Raw genomic sequence first — 17,843 nt, 5'->3', positions numbered from 1 at the left:
CGGCGCTGCCTTCCGCTCCCGGAACGGGGACCGAAGAGCAGTGCCGTCCTGCGCGAGGGCTCGGGATCCTGCATTCTCAGGCGGCAGCGAAGTGTAGGCTGGCGTGGATCGCAACATCCCACCTCTAGATGTCAGCAAGAGGGTGGGGCTCGCTGGGCGCCGCCCGACGGGTGGGTCGCAGTCTGGGGAGGCGGCACGAAAGATCCCATCAATCTCTTGACACTCTCCATGCCCACTTGTAGTTTCAGGAACCGGCCGTTCCTTGGCGCCGATCGACGCTGACGTCACTCGATGGGGAGTACTCGATGACCTCCGAAGCAACCACGCTTCCACCGGTCGCCGACCGGTCCGACCCGCTGCTCAGCATCCACGGGGCGAGCAAGGGGTTCCCCGGCGTGCAGGCCCTCGGCGCCGTCGACCTCGAGCTCGACCACGGCAAGGTGCTCGCCCTGGTCGGTGAGAACGGAGCCGGCAAGTCGACGCTGATGAAGCTGCTGTCCGGCATCTACACCCCGGACGCCGGTCAGTTCTTCCTGCGGGGCGAACCGTTCCTCCCCGAGTCGCCGCGGCACGCGCAGGAGCTCGGGATCAGCATCATCCACCAGGAACTCAACTTGATGCCGGACCTCACGGTCGCCCAGAACGTCTTCATCGGTCGCGAGCCGCGGCGCGCCGGAGTGCTCTTCGACCGTCGACTGCGCCGCGACACCCAGGAACTGCTGGACCGCCTCGAGCTGGACCTCGACCCTGACGCGCGGGTCGGCGACCTCCCGGTGGCGCGCCAGCAGATGGTGGAGATCGCCAAGGCGCTCAGCTACGACGCCCGGGTGCTCATCATGGATGAGCCGACGGCGGCACTGAACGAGGCCGAGGTCGCCACGTTGTTCACCATGATCCGGCGGTTCGTGACCCCCAGGACCGGCGTCATCTACATCTCGCACCGCATGCAGGAACTCGCACAGATCGCCGACGACGTCAGCGTGCTCCGCGACGGCGAGAATGCCGGCGATCGACAGATCGCGGAGACGTCGGACCGCGAGATCATCTCCCTCATGGTCGGCCGGACCATCGACGTCGAGCAGCGTCCCCAGCCGTCCGACCCCGGCCGGACTCTGCTCTCCGTCAAGAACCTCAGCACCCAGCACCTGCTGCACGACATCTCCTTCGAGGCCCGCGCCGGTGAGATCCTCGGGTTCTCCGGGCTCATGGGCGCAGGCCGCACCGAGCTGGCCCGGGCCATCATCGGCGCCGACCCGATCACCGCCGGCACCGTCGAGATCCATGGCACCGCGGTCCGGGCCACCTCACCCGCCGCCACGTCGAAGCGAGGCCTCGGCTACCTGTCCGAGGACCGCAAGAAGCTCGGGGTGCTGGTGGGCCGTGATGTGCGCGAGAACATCGCCCTGCCGTCGCTGCCCTCGTTCCTCAAAGGTCCCGTCGTGGACGTCAAGGAGATGGATGCCGTCGCGCGGGACCACATCGGTGCGCTGCGGATCAAGACGCCTTCCACCACCCAGGAGGTAGGCAACCTCTCGGGAGGGAATCAGCAGAAGGTCGGGATCGCGAAGTGGCTCCAGCGGGACTGCGACGTCCTGATCTTCGACGAGCCCACCCGCGGCATCGACGTCGGGGCCAAGGAAGAGATCTACGCGCTCCTCAACCGCCTGGCGGTCGAGGGCAAAGCCATCATGGTCATCTCCTCCGACCTTCCGGAGGTGCTCCGGGTGGCGCACCGCATCGCCGTGATGTGCGAAGGGCGCCTGACCGCCGTCGTCCCCAACGAGGAGGCGACCCAGGAGAACCTCATGGCGTACGCCACCGACACCACCACAGGGGTGAACCAGTGACCGACACGAAGACCGCATCCACACCACCGCCGAGCGGAACGCTTGCCGCACAGCACGACGGCGGACTGCGGAGCCGGCTGCGCGGATCGCTTCAGCAGTTGCTCGCATTCGCCAGCCTGATCGTCATCATGCTCGTGTTCTCCCTGATGAGCCCGCACTTCTTCACGGTCAACAACATGGTCAGCATTCTCACGGCCGCGACGGTCACGGGAATCCTGGCACTGGGCACCACGTTCGTGATCATCACCGGCGGGATCGACCTGTCGATCGGTACGGGCATGATCCTCTGCGGCGTCATGACCGGTGTGTTCCTCACCAGCTGGGGATGGCCGCTCTGGGCGGGGATCCTCGGAGCCATCGCGTTCGGTGCTCTGATCGGATTCATCAACGGGTTCAACGTGGCGATCCTGGGTATCCCACCCTTCATCGCCACGCTGGGAATGATGCTCATCGCGTCGGGTCTGTCGTTGGTCGTCTCGGGCACCAGCCCCATCTACTTCCCCGACACGCCGGCGTTCGGCGACATCATGAACCTGCCGATCATCCCCGGGACACGTTTCCCGCTCGGCGTCGCCATCTTCATCGCGACCATGCTGATCGCCGGGTTCGTCCTCTCCAAGACGGTCGTCGGCCGCTACGCCTTCTCCATCGGCAGCAACGAGGACGCGACGTCCCTCTCCGGTGTCAACGTGAAGCGCTGGAAGATCCTCATCTACACGATGTCCGGTCTGTTCGTCGGCCTCGCCGGCGTGCTCTCCGCCTCCCGGCTCAGCTCCGCGCAACCCACCGGTGGGCTGGGCCTGGAGCTCGAGGCGATCGCCGCCGTCATCATCGGCGGGACGTCGCTGGCCGGCGGCAAGGGCTCGATCGTCGGCACCGTCATCGGTGCACTGATCATGGCCGTGCTCACCAACGGTCTGCGCATCATCTCGGTCCCGCAGGAATGGCAGTCCATCGCCGTGGGCATCGTCATCCTCGTGGCCGTCTACCTCGACATGCTGCGACGCCGAGCAGCCACGTAGAGCCCATCCGACCACTCGAACCTCATCCACCCACGATTCACGACGGAGTGCCTCATGCGAAACAAGCGATTCTTCAGGGCGGCGGCCGGCTTCGCCGCCACAGCCCTCCTGGTCGCCGGCTGCGCCGGTGACACCGAGAGCGACGACGCCGCCGGCGGCGAGGGTGACGGCGGCGAGCAGCCGTACGTCGCCCTCATCTCGAAGGGCTTCCAGCACCAGTTCTGGCAGGCCGTCAAGGACGGGGCCGACCAGGCCGGCGAGGAGTTCGACGTCGAGGTGACCTTCGAGGGTCCCGACACCGAGTCCGACGTCGACCAGCAGGTCCAGATGCTGCAGGTCGCGCTCGACAAGAGCCCGGACGCCATCGGCGTCGCCGCCCTGGACAGCCAGGCCGTCGCGCCGCTGCTCGACCAGGCGCAGTCGCAGGAGATCCCGGTCATCGCGTTCGACTCGGGCGTCGACAGCGACATCCCCGAAGCGACCGCCGCGACCGACAACCTCGCGGCCGCGGGCGAGGCCGCGAAGCAGATGGCCGACGCGATCGGCAACAGCGGCAAGGTCGCCATGGTCGTCCACGACCAGACCTCGCTGACGGGTCAGCAGCGCCGTGACGGCTTCGTCGAGTACATGGAGTCGAACGAGCCCGACATCGAGATCGTCGACATCCAGTACGGCGGTGGCGACCAGGCGCAGTCCGCCGACCTCGCCAAGGCCATGATCTCGGCCAACCCGGACCTCGCCGGGATCTACGGATCCAACGAGGGCTCCGCGATCGGAGTCGTCCAGGCGGTCGACGAGCTGGGTCTGTCCGGTGACGACCTGACGATCGTCGGTTTCGACTCCGGAGCGGCACAGATCGAAGCCATCACCGACGGATCGATGCTCGGTGCGATCACCCAGAACCCGGTCGGCATCGGCTACGAGACCGTGAAGGCCGCCGTCGAGGCCATGGAGGGCGAGGAGCTCCCCGAGACCATCGACACCGGCTACTACTGGTACACCGCCGACAACATCGACGACGAAGAGATCCAGGCCGTCCTCTACGAGTGACCCGGGCCGGGCCGGGCCGGGCCGGTGCGGGGCCGGACCGGCCCCGCACCGCCGCGTCCGCCCACCAGCGGCCCCGGAAGCAGCACGTCCCGAACCTTGTCCAACGACGTCACAAGGGAGAAGCAGTCTTGATGGCTCACCAGGAAAAGTCCGGCGCCGGAGGTCTGCGGCGTCGCCATGACTCACCACGACGATCCCTCGCCTTCGGGCTTGCAGCGATCATGGCCGTCCCCGTCTCCGGTCTGGCGATCGCGCCGGCCGCGGCGGCGGATCAGGTTCCGACCGCCGTCGAGGAGGCTGACCGCGACCGTATCGACGGCCCGCCGGACACCGTCTGGTTCGACGAACCGTTGCCGACGAGCGGCGACGAGCACCGCAACTGGCAGCAGCGCGCCCTCCCCATCGGCAACGGAGCGATGGGGGCCGTCGTGTACGGCGGTGTCACCGATGAACAGATCCAGCTCAACGAGAAGTCCCTGTGGACGGGCGGTCCAGGAGCCGAGGGCGGCTACAACTACGGCAACTGGACCGACGACCGCGGCCCCGAGACCATCGATCACGTGCGCGACCTCATCGCCGACTCGCCCACGGGAGGCATCTCTCCCGGGGAGGCTTCGTCGATCCTCGGGCACAACAAGGTGAACTTCGGGTCCTACCAGACGTTCGGCGACCTGCACCTGACCATGGACGGCATCGGTGAGGCCACCGACTACCGCCGCCAGCTCGACATCGGTGACTCCCTGGTGACGACGTCGTTCACCGCGGACGGGACCGACTACACGCGCGAGTACTTCGCCTCGGGCGCCGACGACGTGATCGTCGTGCGGCTCACGGCGGACGGGCCGGGCAAGATCGGGTTCGACGCCGCCATCGAGCTGACCGAGGACCGCAGCGACGTCGTGCAGACCGCCGAGAACGGCCGGCTCACGACGTCGGGCAGCCTGACGAACAACGGGCTGCGTTTCGAGTCCCAGATCCAGGTGCTCAACGAGGGCGGCACCGTCACCGACGGTGACGGCTCGGTGAGTGTGGCGGACGCCGACGCGGTGACCCTCGTGTTCAGCGCGGCGACCGACTACTCGACCGAGTACTCCGACGACTACCGCAACGGCGTGGACCCGCACGAGCCCGTCACGGCCGCCGTCGACGCCGCGGCAGCCAGGTCGTACGACGACCTGCTCGAGCGACATCAGGCCGACTACCGCGAGCTCTTCGACCGCGCCACGCTCGACCTCGCCGGCAGCGAGCTTCCGGACATCCCCACCGACGCCCTGCTCGACGAGTACCGCGGGGAGATCGACACCGAGAGCGCGCTGGCGCTGGAGTCGCTCTACTTCCAGTACGGCCGCTACCTGCTGATCTCCTCGAGCCGGCCGGGTTCCCTGCCGGCCAACCTGCAGGGCGTGTGGAACCGGATCGACGACCCGCCGTGGGACGCCGACTACCACGTCAACATCAACATGCAGATGAACTACTGGCCGGCGGAGACGACCAACCTCAGCGAGCTCGCGAACCCGATGTTCGACTACGTCGACTCGCTGGTCGAGCCGGGCACCGTCACGGCCACCGAGATGTACGGCACCGACGGTTGGGTGGTCGGCAACGAGACCAACCCGTACGGGTTCACCGGCCTGCACCGCTTCCCGACGTCGTTCTGGCACCCGGATGCGGCGGCTTGGCTGGCGCAGCACTACTGGCAGCACTACCTCTTCACGCAGGACGAGGAGTTCCTCGCCGAGCGTGCCTACCCGATGCTGAAGTCCGTCACCGAGTTCTGGATCGACTTCCTCGTCGAGGACACCGACGGCACCTACGTGGTCAGCCCGAGCTTCTCGCCGGAGCAGGGTGAGTTCACGGCCGGAGCGTCGATGGCCCAGCAGGTCGTCACCGAGGTGCTGTCCTCCGCGGTCGTCGCGGCGGACCTTGTCGGCGAGACCGACACGACGTACCTGACCGATCTCGAGGAGAAGCTGGACGGCGTCTACCCCGGTCTCGGGATCGGGTCCTGGGGGCAGCTCAAGGAGTGGAAGATCGAGCAGGAGCTCGACAATCCCGACAACCAGCACCGGCACGTCTCGCACCTGTACGCGCTCTTCCCTGGAAGTGCCGTGTCCCCGGCCGAGACGCCCGAGTTCGCCGAGGCCGCCGAGGTCTCCCTCAACGCGCGGGGCGACGGCGGTACCGGCTGGTCGAAGGCCTGGAAGATCAACTTCTGGGCGCGGCTCCTGGACGGCGACCGAGCGCACCAGCTCCTCGAGGAGAAGCTGGTGCACTCCACGCTCGACAACCTGTGGGGTGACCACCCGCCCTTCCAGATCGACGGGAACTTCGGCGTGACGTCCGGCGTCGCGGAGATGCTGTTGCAGAGCCAGGCCGGCCGCATCGACGTGCTGCCCGCGCTCCCCTCGTCCTGGCCGGAGGGCTCCTACCAGGGGCTGAAGGCACGCGGTGATGTCGAGGTCGATGCCTCGTGGGAGAACGGATCAGCCCGCGAGATCCGGCTCACGCCGGCGAACGACGGCGAGCTCCGCGTCGCGAACGCCATGGTCCGGTCCGGCATGTTCACGCTGGAGGACGCCGACGGCAACGCTGTCGAGCACACCGTGGAGGACGACGTGGTCGTCTTCGACGGCATCGCGGAAACCACCTACGTCCTCTCGGCCAACGCGGCGCTGTCGATCAGCACCGCGGACTCGGCCCAGACCGGCGACGAGATCCCGGTGACCGTCCGTGTCGACGCCTTGGGTGACGAGGCCGTCCCGGGCTCGAGCGTCGTCGTGACGGTCCCTGACGAGACGGCGTCGGGGCTGCCCGACTGGGCCGTCGAGCCGGAGACTCTCGACTTCGATCCCGTCGAGGCGGGCGAGAGCGCCGAGCAGACGGTCATGGTGACCGTGGGACCGGGCGACGACGACGGGCGGTCGGACATCTCGGCCACCCTGACCGTCGGTGAGGCGTCGATCGACGCCTCGACGTCGATCGAGGTGAAGCCTCCGCCGCCGTGCACCGTGCCGGCGGAGGACGACGTGCTCGTGGCCTGGAACCTCGGTGAGGACGGCGACGGCGACCAGTCCGGGTACGGCAGGGACTGGCGCGTCGAAGGGTCGGAGCCCGTCGTGAGCGAGGGGCCGACCGGCTCGGCGCAGGAGCTCGGCACGGACGGCTATGTCACCAGCGTCGACGAGTTCCCGCTGGGATACCTCCAGCAGTCCACCTGGGCCGGTGAGTTCAAGATCGACTCCGGACAGGGTGGGTGGCGGCGACTGATCGACCACCGGTCGGCCACCAGCGACAGCGACGGGGTCATGATCGACACGACCCGGTCGAACAACATCCGCATCATCACGGCCGGCGTCGTCACCACGACGGATGCCGTGGTCCCTACGGACGAGTGGTTCGAGCTCGTGGTCACGTTCTCGACGGACGGAGTGGTCACCGTGTACGTCGACGGTGAGCAGGTCGCGACCGAGACGATCGCGGGGTACGAGGCGGCCAACGCCTGCACCTCGCGCACGCTACACATCGGTGCCAACCGTGAGGGCAAGGAACAGCAGCGCGGTGGCGTGGATCGCCTGGCGATCTTCGGCAAGGCTCTCTCTGCCGAGGAGGTCGCGAACTGGCAGGCGCTCGCGTTCGAGGACGCCGAGGCGCCGGTGGACACGGTGCGTCCGGTGGCAGAGCTGGTGTCGCCGTCGTCGTCGGGTCCGTTGGCGGGGTTGTCGGTGCGGGTGGATGCGACGGATGAGTCGGGTCTGGAGCGGATCGTGGCGAACATCTATCGCGATGGTGAGCTCGTCAAGAGCACGCAGTCGGCGGTGGCTGATGGCGCCACGTCGGGTTCGCACACGGCTGAGGTGTCGTTGCCGGACGGGGACTACGTGCTGAAGTTCAACGCTCATGATCTGGCCGGGAACGTCTCGAGGACGGGTCGGGTGGAGTTCACCATCGACGCGACTGCCCCGCGGGTGACGGTCAAGGATGGTGAGCGGTTCACCGTGGGTGGTCCGGACTCGTTCGAGAAGGTCAGCTTCAAGTTGTTCGATGCCGGGCTGGTTGATCGGGTCGAGGTCAACGGTGTGGTCAAGGATTTGTCGGACAACCGGTGGTCGGACGTGAACTTCCTGGTGCCGGGCACGTTCGGTGCCGTGCAGGGGGCCAACGTGCTGGAGGTGTTCGACGTGGCGGGCAACTCCGCCACGGTGGAGTTCACCCTGAGCTGACCAGACCGCACCTTCTGCGACGGCGCTGCCCTCCGTTCCCTGATCCAGGCAACGGAGGGCAGCGCCTTGTCGTCTCTATCGAGCCGCACGACGGGAAAGCATGGGATGACCGTCACAGGAGACGTCCGATGTTGATCCTCAGATTCCTCCGACGGGAAGTCGCTGACGGGCCTAGATGCCTTGACACGCACAGGCCGTGCGGATCTACTGAGGTTTAGACATCCGATGTATCGACGCTGGCATCGGATCTTTCACAGCTCAAGGAGGAACTGTGCTAGCCAGAGTCCAGAGCACGCTGGCCATCGGCGTGGCGCTCGCTACCGCAGGTGCCGGCTTGTCGTTCGCTCCGGCCCCACCGGGACCGGAGCCGGTGAGTCTCGTCGCCGACTCGACGAAGGGTGCGACCGAGTTGCGGCTCTGGTACGACGAGCCTGCCCCCGACACCGACGGCGGCTGGGCCGACCGGTCTCTTGCCATGGGTAACGGGTACATGGGCGTCAACCTCTTCGGCGGCACCGAGACGGAGCGCCTGCAGATCACGGAGAACAGCCTCTACGACTCGATCGAGGGCGGTGGACAGAGGCCCGGTGGACTCAACAGCTTCGCGGAGGTCTACCTGGACTTCGGCCACAAGGGGACCAGCGACTACGAGCGTGAACTCGTCCTGGACGAGGGCGTTTCCCGTGTTCAGTACACGCACGACGGCGTCGACTACTCGCGGGAGTACTTCACCAGCTATCCCGACAAGGTGCTGGCGATGCGCCTCAGCGCATCTGAAGCAGGCGAGCTCTCCTTCACGCTCCGTCCCACCATCCCGTTCCTGAGGGAGTACCGCAACGAACCCGGTGACAACCGGGGCAAGAGCGGAACGGTGGTGGCTGCCGACGACACCATCACGATGTCCGGTGTGATGGAGTACTACGGCGTCGAGTTCGAAGGACAGTTCAAGGTCATCCCCGACGGCGGTTCCTTGGAAGCGAACAACGACGGGGCCGGCGGCAACGGAACGATCACCGTGACCGACGCGGACAGTGCCACCGTTCTCTTCGCCGCCGGGACGAACTACGAGTTCGATCCCCAGGTAGTCCTCGAGACGGACCGGCTCGACAAGCTCGAGGGCTTCCCCCACCCGCACGACAAGGTGACGGGGTACCTCGCCGAGGCGGCGTCGAAGAACTATGAGGAGCTCCTCGCGGCACACCAGGACGACTACACCGAGCTCTACGACCGGATGAGCCTCGACCTCGGTAGCGAACAACCTGCCATGCCCACGGACGACCTGGTCGACGCCTACCGCGAAGGCACGCCCAGTACGTACCTCGAAGAGCTGGCCTTCCAGTTCGGGCGGTACATGCTGATCTCCTCGTCGAGGGCGGGTACGTTGCCGCCGACGCTCCAGGGAATCTGGAACGTCTACGAGAATCCGCCGTGGGGATCGCGCTACTTGCACGATCTGAATCTTGAGATGGCGTACTCGCCGGCTTTTCCCACCAACATGCCTGAGCTGTTCGAGTCCTACACCGGCTTCTTCGAGGCGTTCGAGCCGAGGCAGCAAGAGTACGCAACGCAGTACATCGACCAATACAACCCGGATCAGCTGGATCCGGGCGGCGACAACGGTTGGTCGGGGCCCTTCTGGGCAGCGCCGTACGACGTCCCGGGCAAGTCAGCCGTGGCCGGGTTCGGGACGGGCGGCTGGATCAGCCTGATGTTCTGGGACTACTACGACTACACGCAGGACGAACAGATCCTCGAAGACACCGTCTACCCGACGCTCTACGGTCAGGCCAACTTCATGTCGAGGTTCGTCCAGGAGCACGACGGGTACCTGCTGGCGAACCCGTCGTCGTCCCCGGAGCAGCGTCCCCGGAACACGATCGGGACGACGTTCGATCAGCAGATGATCTACGAGACTCACCTCAACACGCTGAAGGCGGCCGAGATCCTCGGCCGGTCCGACAGTCGCCTGAGCACGCTGGACGACCAGCTCCCGCTCCTCGACCCGATCCAGGTCGGCGCGTCGGGCCAGATCAAGGAGTTTCGCGAGGAGGAATACTACGGCGAGTTCGGGGATCCAGAACACCGCCACATCTCGCACCTCCTCGGTATGTCGCCGGGGCAGTTGATCTCGAGCGACACGCCGGCCTGGCTGGACGCTGCCGAGGTGAGCCTGGAGGGTCGCGGCGCCGACAGCGGCATCGGTTGGGCGCAGGCGAAGCGGATCAGCCTCTGGGCGAAGGTCCAGGACGGGAACGAGGCCTACAGCTACTACCAGGACCTCCTCCAGAACCACTTCATGCACAACCTGTTCAACAACCACCGGTTGAGCGGCGTGCTGTTCCAGGCCGACGGGAACTATGGCGCGACGGCCGGCGTGGCCGACATGCTGCTGCAGAGCCACGATGACGTCGTGTCACCGTTGCCCGCCCTTCCCGACGAGTGGTCGGAAGGCAACTTCGAGGGCATGCTCGCGCGCGGCAACTTCGAGGTGTCGGCTGCGTGGTCGGGGGGCCATGCCGACCAGTTCGACGTCCTCGCCAAGTCCGGGGGGACTCTCACGCTGGACTACCCCAACATCGCAGACGCCGTGGTGCAGACCGCTGATGGACAACCCGTGGAGGTCGTGGCCGACGGGAATGACCTCATACACGTCGAGACTGTTTCGGGCCAGACCTTGACCGTCACCGACATCCCCCCCGCGGCCCATGTCTCGGCGCCCGTCGACCTGACGATCGTGGACGACCAGCGGGACGAGGTCGAACTGTCCTGGACGCCCAGCCCGGAAGCGGAGTCCTACATGCTCTACCGTGCCGTCGGTAGCGCGCCGGACTACGAGACAGTCGCCACCGACATCACGCAGACCGCCTTCACCTATGCGGCCGCCGATCTCGACGAGATCGACCAGATGACGTTGCGGGTCGTCGCGGTGTCGCCGGACGGGCGTCAGAGCGACGGTGCGACGACGGTGCGACTGCTGCCCGAGGAGGAGGCCGTGGACGACCGTCCGATCTATACGGGAACCGCGTCCCAGTCTTCGACGCGATTCGGTGGGGTCCCTGAGCTCGCGCTCGACGGTGACACCAGTGAGGACACGCACAGCCACACGGACTTCGAGGATCAGCCGTGGTGGCAGGTGGACCTGGGCGAGGTGCGACAGATCGATGAGATCAAGATCTGGAACCGTACCAAGCCCGTCCCGGCGCAGCGTACGAAGGAGTTCTACGTGCTCGTCTCGGACGAGCCGTTCGTCTCGGGATCGTTGGACGACGTGTTGGCTCAGCCGGGCGTCGATGCCACGTACTACGAGGAGGTGCCCGATCCGACGGCGTCGTTCGACATCGACCGCGGCGCTCGGTACGTGCGGGTCCAGTTGACCGGAGTCAACGAGGGCACCAGCGTCGCGCTCCACCTGGCCGAGGTGCAGATCTTCGGCCCGACGGACGACGAGGCGCCGCAGGATTCGGTGCGTCCGGTGGCCGAGCTGGTGTCGCCGTCGTCGTCGGGTCCGTTGGCGGAGTTGTCGGTGCGGGTGGATGCGACGGATGAGTCGGGTCTGGAGCGGATCGTGGCGAACATCTATCGCGATGGTGAGCTCGTCAAGAGCACGCAGTCGGCGGTGGCTGATGGCGCCACGTCGGGTTCGCACACGGCTGAGGTGTCGTTGCCGGACGGGGACTACGTGCTGAAGTTCAACGCTCATGATCTGGCCGGGAACGTCTCGAGGACGGGTCGGGTGGAGTTCACCATCGACGCGACTGCCCCGCGGGTGACGGTCAAGGATGGTGAGCGGTTCACCGTGGGTGGTCCGGACTCGTTCGAGAAGGTCAGCTTCAAGTTGTTCGATGCCGGGCTGGTTGATCGGGTCGAGGTCAACGGTGTGGTCAAGGACTTGTCGGACAACCGGTGGTCGGACGTGAACTTCCTGGTGCCGGGCACGTTCGGTGCCGTGCAGGGGGCCAACGTGCTGGAGGTGTTCGACGTGGCGGGCAACTCCTCCACGGTGGAGTTCACCCTGAACTGAACCCACGGCCCGTGAACCACTCGACGATGACCGAAGAAAGTCGATTCAGAAACGAACAAGGGAGTTCGCGCAATGATCTCGTCAGCTTCATCCATGCGGGGAAACCCGGGGCCCAGACGGCGCCTCTGGCGATCCACCGCAGGTGCGGGCCTCGCCGCGCTGGCACTGTCGTCCTTCACCGCAGTTCCTGCACAGGCCGACGACGCAGTCACGGTGCACGTCTCGCCGGACGGTGACGACACCGCCGACGGAGGGTCCGCCACGGAGTCGGTACGAACGCTCGTCCGAGCAAGAGAGCTCGCGCGTGAGGCCCTACCAGGTGGCGTACCCGTCACGGTGGAGCTCGCGGAGGGTGACTACTACCTCGACGAGACGCTCACGCTCAGCAATGACGACTCGGGAAGCGCGGATGCCCCGGTGCGCTGGGTCGGCGCCGGCGAGGGCGCCACGATCAACGGAGGGCGGCAGCTGGCAGGGACGTGGGCCCCGAGTGCCGATGATCCCGACGTCATGGTGACCGACGTGCCGGCAGGGATCGACTTCGACGAGCTCTTCGTCGACGAGTCCCGACAGGTGATGGCGCGTTTCCCGAACTTCAACGAGGCTGCGAACCGCCTCGAGGGAACGACGACAATGGCCACGCTCAACTCCCGAGCAGAGGACTGGGCGGACCCGACGACGGGATACGTCCGGGCGATGCACTGCCGCGACTGGGGGAGTGTGTCGTTCACGGTCGAGGGGTACGGGAGCGACGGGCTGCAGCTCGACTTCGTGGGGGACAACAACCGCCCCCAGAACTGCGACGAAGAACGCCCCATGGATGCCAACGCCGTGTTGGTGGAAAACGTCCGCGAGGAGCTCGACGCGACGAACGAGTGGTATCTCGATCGTGACGCAGGCAAACTCTACCTCCGGCCTGCTGCGGATATCGACCTCAACGAGGCGACGGTGGAAGTCGGCGAGCTCGACGAGCTCGTCGTCCTGGAAGGGGCGTCCGCAGAGGACCCCCTCCACGACATCTCGTTCGAGAATCTGTCCTTCGAGCGCACGCATCGCACACTCTTCAACAACACCTTCGAGGGGCTGTCGCGCGGTGACTGGTCGGTGGTCCGCAAGGGCGCGCTCACGATCCGGAACACCCGAGACGTCTCCGTCACCGAATCCGAGTTCACTGCGCTCGGAGGCAATGCTATTTTCCTGGACGGTCATAACGACCGCACCGAGATCCTGGCGAACACCTTTGTGGACAACGGTGCCACCGATGTGCACGTCGTCGGGTCTCCCGCTGCGGTGCGGGACTACGCGGGCAACTACTTCATCACCCCGGACATCACCGATCTGGAAGCCGGGCCGCAGACCGAGGATTACCCGCGCGACGTTCTCATCGAGGGCAACGTCATGAGCAACCACGGTCGCTACGAGAAGCAGACCTCGTCGGTCAACATCTCGATGGCGCTCGACATCACGGTCCGCGGCAACTCGCTGTCGAACAGTCCGCGAGCCTGCCTCAACTTCTCGGACACGACCTGGGGTGGTCACCTCATCCAGGACAATGACATCTTCGACTGCGTGAACGAGACGGGGGACAACGGCTCGATCAACGCCTGGGGGCGCAGTCGTTTCTGGCAGACGGGGGCGAGGAACAACTCGTTCGCGAGCTTGGCGGATGGCGTGACCTTCATGGGCAACGCCGGAGGAGAGCTGACGGCAGAGCAGGCGCGTGAGATCGCGAAGCTCGACACGATCAAGCCCATCGTCATCGACCACAACCGGTTCTGGCACGACGGTGACTGGGCGATCGACCTGGATGACGGTTCGTCGAACTTCGTCATGACCAACAACGTGCTGCTGAAGGGTGGTGTCAAGCTCCGCGACGGATTTGACCGGACGCTGCGGAACAACGTGATCCTCGACGGGACGACGTTCGAACAGGTGAGCTACCAGCCGAACGGTGACGAGATCCACCGCAACATCACCCTCGGCGAACGCCCGTATCACAACGTGAATAATGTTCCGGCCCTCGCTGAGTACGACATCGACAACAACCTCTTCTGGAACGCGGGAGCCGAGGTCAACATCAGGCCGCGTCCGGGAGTGAACGAGCAGCTCTCAGCGGATGGCGAGACGCTCAATACTGGGACCACCTGGTACGCCGACGGGATGGACCGCAACTCGGTCGTGGCCGACCCGGACTTCACGAGCGACGACCCTGCCGGCGACTACGACTTCACGGTCTCCGCCGCGTCGCCCGCGGTGGCGCTGGGATACACGAACATTCCTATGACAGGCTTCGGGGTGCCGGGTGCTCCGCTGCTCCCGGCCGCCGTCCTGCCTTCGGGTTCGAATGAGGTCGATCCTGTCGAGGTGCGACGCCGCCAGTTCGCCGGAAAGCTCTGGGGCGCTGACGTCGATAACATCACGACGCTTGCCGAACAGTCGTCCTATGCCATTTCTGACTCGAAGGGCGTGCGGTTCGTCGCGGTCCCGGACGGCAGCGTTGCCGCGGAAGCAGGGCTGCAGGTCGACGACCTGGTCCGGACGATCAACGGGGTGGAGGTCACGGAGCAGCGCAACTCGTTCTGGCAGGAGTACAACACGCTCCCCGCAGGGGAACCGATTACTCTTGACGTGCGCAGGGGGTCCACCGATGCGACCGTCTCGCTGACCAAGCCGACCGAGCCGGAGCTGCTGAACAACACGTCGGGTGTGGTCTACCGGACGGCGACGCCGGCAACCGAAGAGACCTGGCTCTGGCGCGATCTGACGAGCGGTGGCAGGGGTGCTTGGCTCCAGGACATCGACGCGACACAGAACCACGGTGACTCGTGGGAGCTGACCTTCCACGGCACGGGCATCGACGTGATCTCGCAGATCAACAAGGACCTCGGTGATGTCGACATCACTATCGATGGCGAGTTCTCCACGACTCAGTCGTTCCACAACCCGACGCGCGTACACCAGCAGACGGTGCTCTCGGTCAGTGACCTGGCTCCCGGCGTGCACACGATCGGCGGAACCATGAAGTCCGGCAGCTACATGATCGTCGACGGCTTCCGAACGCACCCGGCGTCGGAGCCGGTGCAGGACACGGTGCGTCCGGTGGTGGAGCTGGTGTCGCCGTCGTCGTCGGGTCCGTTGGCGGGGTTGTCGGTGCGGGTGGATGCGACGGATGAGTCGGGTCTGGAGCGGATCGTGGCGAACATCTATCGCGATGGTGAGCTCGTCAAGAGCACGCAGTCGGCGGTGGCTGATGGCGCCACGTCGGGTTCGCACACGGCTGAGGTGTCGTTGCCGGACGGGGACTACGTGCTGAAGTTCAACGCTCATGATCTGGCCGGGAACGTCTCGAGGACGGGTCGGGTGGAGTTCACCATCGACGCGACTGCCCCGCGGGTGACGGTCAAGGATGGTGAGCGGTTCACCGTGGGTGGTCCGGACTCGTTCGAGAAGGTCAGCTTCAAGTTGTTCGATGCCGGGCTGGTTGATCGGGTCGAGGTCAACGGTGTGGTCAAGGACTTGTCGGACAACCGGTGGTCGGACGTGAACTTCCTGGTGCCGGGCACGTTCGGTGCCGTGCAGGGGGCCAACGTGCTGGAGGTGTTCGACGTGGCGGGCAACTCCTCCACGGTGGAGTTCACGCTGGGCTGACCTGGCCGACCCGGCGTCGGGCGTCCTCGTCCCGAGACCCACGGGTCCCGGGACGAGGACGCCCGACGTGCGTGGGCAGAGCCACGTGAAGGAGAACCGATGAGCACGAAGCAAGCACCCGCGCGGGTGACGGTGTGGAACGAGAACTGGCACGAACAGCACGAGGAGCACGTGGCCGCGATCTACCCCGACGGCATCCACGGTGCCGTGGCCGACGGCCTCCGGGCCGAGCTGGGTGAGGCCGTCGTCGTCCGCACCGCCACGCTCGACGACCCCGAGCACGGTCTGAGCGATGAGGTGCTCGCCGACACCGACGTGCTGATGTGGTGGGGCCACGCGCGGCACGGTGATGTCGCCGACGACGTGGTGGACCGTGTCATCGAGCGCGTGCACGCCGGGATGGGTCTGGTGGTGCTGCACTCCGGGCACTACTCCAAGCCGTTCGTCCGGCTGATGGGCACCACCTGCTCCTTGCACTGGCGTTCGGCGGACGACCGGGAGCTCGTGTGGACGGTGGGTCCGACCCATCCGATCGCGCAGGGGGTGCCGCACCCGATCGTCATCGATCAGCAGGAGATGTATGGCGAGCAGTTCGACATCCCTGCGGCCGACGATCTGGTGTTCCTGAGCACGTTCACCGGCGGCGAGGTGTTCCGTAGCGGTTGCACCTACCGGCGGGGCAACGGCCGGATCTTCTACTGCAGCCCGGGTGACCAGGACTATCCCGTCTACCACCAGCCCGACATCCGTCGGGTGCTGGCCAACGGCGTGGTGTGGGCGCGTCCGGTGGGATCGCAGGGGGTGCCGGAGCTCCTGGAGAGCCACACCGGCTGGTTCGAGAACGGGGGCCGGCATGACGGCCGCGGGGTACTTCGCGCCGGTGACCGGTGCGGCGCCGGTGCGGATCGTGCTGGTGGGTGTCGGCGTGATGGGACGGCGCTGGTTGGAGGTGGTCGAGTCACACCCGGACGCCGAGCTCGTGGGTGTGGTCGACCTGGACGCCGACGCAGCGGCGTCTGCGGCAGCCTCGGCGCACGGTGAGGTCGCCTCGGGGGCCGACCTGGGTGAGGTGGCGCTGCGGACGGCGGCCGACGCCGTGGTCAACGTGACGAGCGTGGCCGCGCACCATCCGGTGACGACCCAGGCGTTGGAGGCAGGACTGGCGGTGCTGGGCGAGAAGCCGTTGGCGGCCGATCTTGCGCATGCGGCCGATCTGGCCGTGCAGGCGCGGCGTCATGGTCGGCTGTTCATGGTGAGCCAGTCGCGCCGGTACCACCGGGGGCTGCACACGCTGCGGGCGGCCACGGCAGGTCTGGGTCCGGTCGCGGACGCGACCGCGATGATGTTCCGGGCGCCGCGGTTCGACGGCTTCCGCGTCGAGATGGACAGTCCGCTGATCGTGGACATGGCGATCCACGCGTTCGACGGCGCCCGGTTCGTCCTGTACCAGGACCCGGTGGCGGTCTACGCCGAGGAGCACAATCCGCAGTGGAGCTGGTACCGCGGCGCGGCGAGCGCCACGGCGATCTTCACGATGTCCGGCGGCGCCTGGTTCACGCTCACCGGAAGCTGGTGCACCCCGGGGATACCGACGTCGTGGAACGGGCAGTGGCGTGTGAACGCCCGCGACGGTGCCGCCGTCTGGGACGGCGAAGGGACCGTCCGTACGGGGCGGGACGAGGAACCCGGTGACGGGGTCGCCATCGGCACGACGCCGGAACGTGAGGACATCGCGGGTGCTCTGGACGCGTTCCTGGTGGCGTTGCGCAGCGGGACGACGCCGGACGGTGACGTGGGCGAGAACATCGCGTCGTTGGCGATGGTCACCGGTGCCGTGGAGTCGGCGCGCACCGGGCAGCGCGTGGATCTGGTCCGCATGCTCGACGAGGCGCGGCGCAGCGCGGCAGGCGCCTGAGCGGCCGGTCGACCGCGGCCACGAGCAGTAGCAGCGAACGATCTGAAGCAGGGATACCGCTTGCCCCCCGTCGGCCAGCGGTGCTCGCCGATCCGACGGGATCGGCGAGAACCGTGCTGA

At 66.6% G+C, this 17,843-nt stretch carries 7 protein-coding genes and 1 pseudogene; all 8 read left to right on the top strand.

All coding sequences use genetic code 11. The features are described from left to right. Positions 1 to 305 precede the first annotated feature (305 nt). Positions 306 to 1,847: a sugar ABC transporter ATP-binding protein gene (locus UQW22_RS03905; RefSeq protein ID WP_407319566.1), complete on the top strand. Its 1,542-nt coding sequence runs from the start codon at positions 306 to 308 to the stop codon at positions 1,845 to 1,847. Between the two features lie 98 nt (positions 1,848 to 1,945). After that, the gene (locus UQW22_RS03900; protein ID WP_407319564.1) at positions 1,946 to 2,869 is read left to right on the top strand and encodes an ABC transporter permease; all 924 of its coding nucleotides are present in this window, start codon (positions 1,946 to 1,948) and stop codon (positions 2,867 to 2,869) included. 54 nt (positions 2,870 to 2,923) lie between these two features. Next, positions 2,924 to 3,919 carry an ABC transporter substrate-binding protein gene (locus tag UQW22_RS03895; RefSeq protein WP_407319562.1) on the top strand — a complete coding sequence of 332 codons (996 nt, stop codon included), beginning with the start codon at positions 2,924 to 2,926 and terminating at the stop codon, positions 3,917 to 3,919. A gap of 131 nt (positions 3,920 to 4,050) precedes the next feature. Further along, positions 4,051 to 8,139, top strand: coding sequence for a glycosyl hydrolase family 95 catalytic domain-containing protein (locus UQW22_RS03890; RefSeq protein WP_407319560.1), 4,089 nt, complete (start codon positions 4,051 to 4,053; stop codon positions 8,137 to 8,139). Between the two features lie 370 nt (positions 8,140 to 8,509). After that, positions 8,510 to 12,160: a glycosyl hydrolase family 95 catalytic domain-containing protein gene (locus UQW22_RS03885; RefSeq protein ID WP_407319559.1), complete on the top strand. Its 3,651-nt coding sequence runs from the start codon at positions 8,510 to 8,512 to the stop codon at positions 12,158 to 12,160. A 336-nt stretch (positions 12,161 to 12,496) separates the two neighbouring features. Further along, entirely contained in the window at positions 12,497 to 15,808 is a 3,312-nt protein-coding gene (locus UQW22_RS03880) for a PDZ domain-containing protein (protein ID WP_407319558.1), read from the top strand. Positions 15,809 to 15,907: 99 nt separating this feature from the next. Beyond that, positions 15,908 to 16,669: pseudogene (locus tag UQW22_RS03875) on the top strand (ThuA domain-containing protein); the annotation flags it as partial. Then, positions 16,662 to 17,723, top strand: a complete 1,062-nt coding sequence (locus tag UQW22_RS03870; RefSeq protein ID WP_407319556.1) for a Gfo/Idh/MocA family protein — start codon at positions 16,662 to 16,664, stop codon at positions 17,721 to 17,723. The pseudogene UQW22_RS03875 and the gene UQW22_RS03870, both read left to right, overlap by 8 nt. Positions 17,724 to 17,843: the final 120 nt, after the last annotated feature.

The organism is Isoptericola halotolerans (assembly GCF_045689585.1).
Classification (GTDB): Bacteria; Actinomycetota; Actinomycetes; order Actinomycetales; family Cellulomonadaceae; genus Isoptericola; species Isoptericola halotolerans_B.
The sequence above is the reverse complement of the archived record's forward strand: the minus strand, read 5'-3'. Positions and strand labels throughout refer to the sequence as shown.

Bases quoted from the DNA above. Each gene is read 5' to 3' on its own strand.
- UQW22_RS03905 (WP_407319566.1), top strand. From the start codon at position 306: ATGACCTCCGAAGCAACCACGCTTCCACCGGTCGCCGACCGGTCCGAC.
- UQW22_RS03895 (WP_407319562.1), top strand. From the start codon at position 2,924: ATGCGAAACAAGCGATTCTTCAGGGCGGCGGCCGGCTTCGCCGCCACA.
- UQW22_RS03890 (WP_407319560.1), top strand. From the start codon at position 4,051: ATGGCTCACCAGGAAAAGTCCGGCGCCGGAGGTCTGCGGCGTCGCCAT.
- UQW22_RS03870 (WP_407319556.1), top strand. From the start codon at position 16,662: ATGACGGCCGCGGGGTACTTCGCGCCGGTGACCGGTGCGGCGCCGGTG.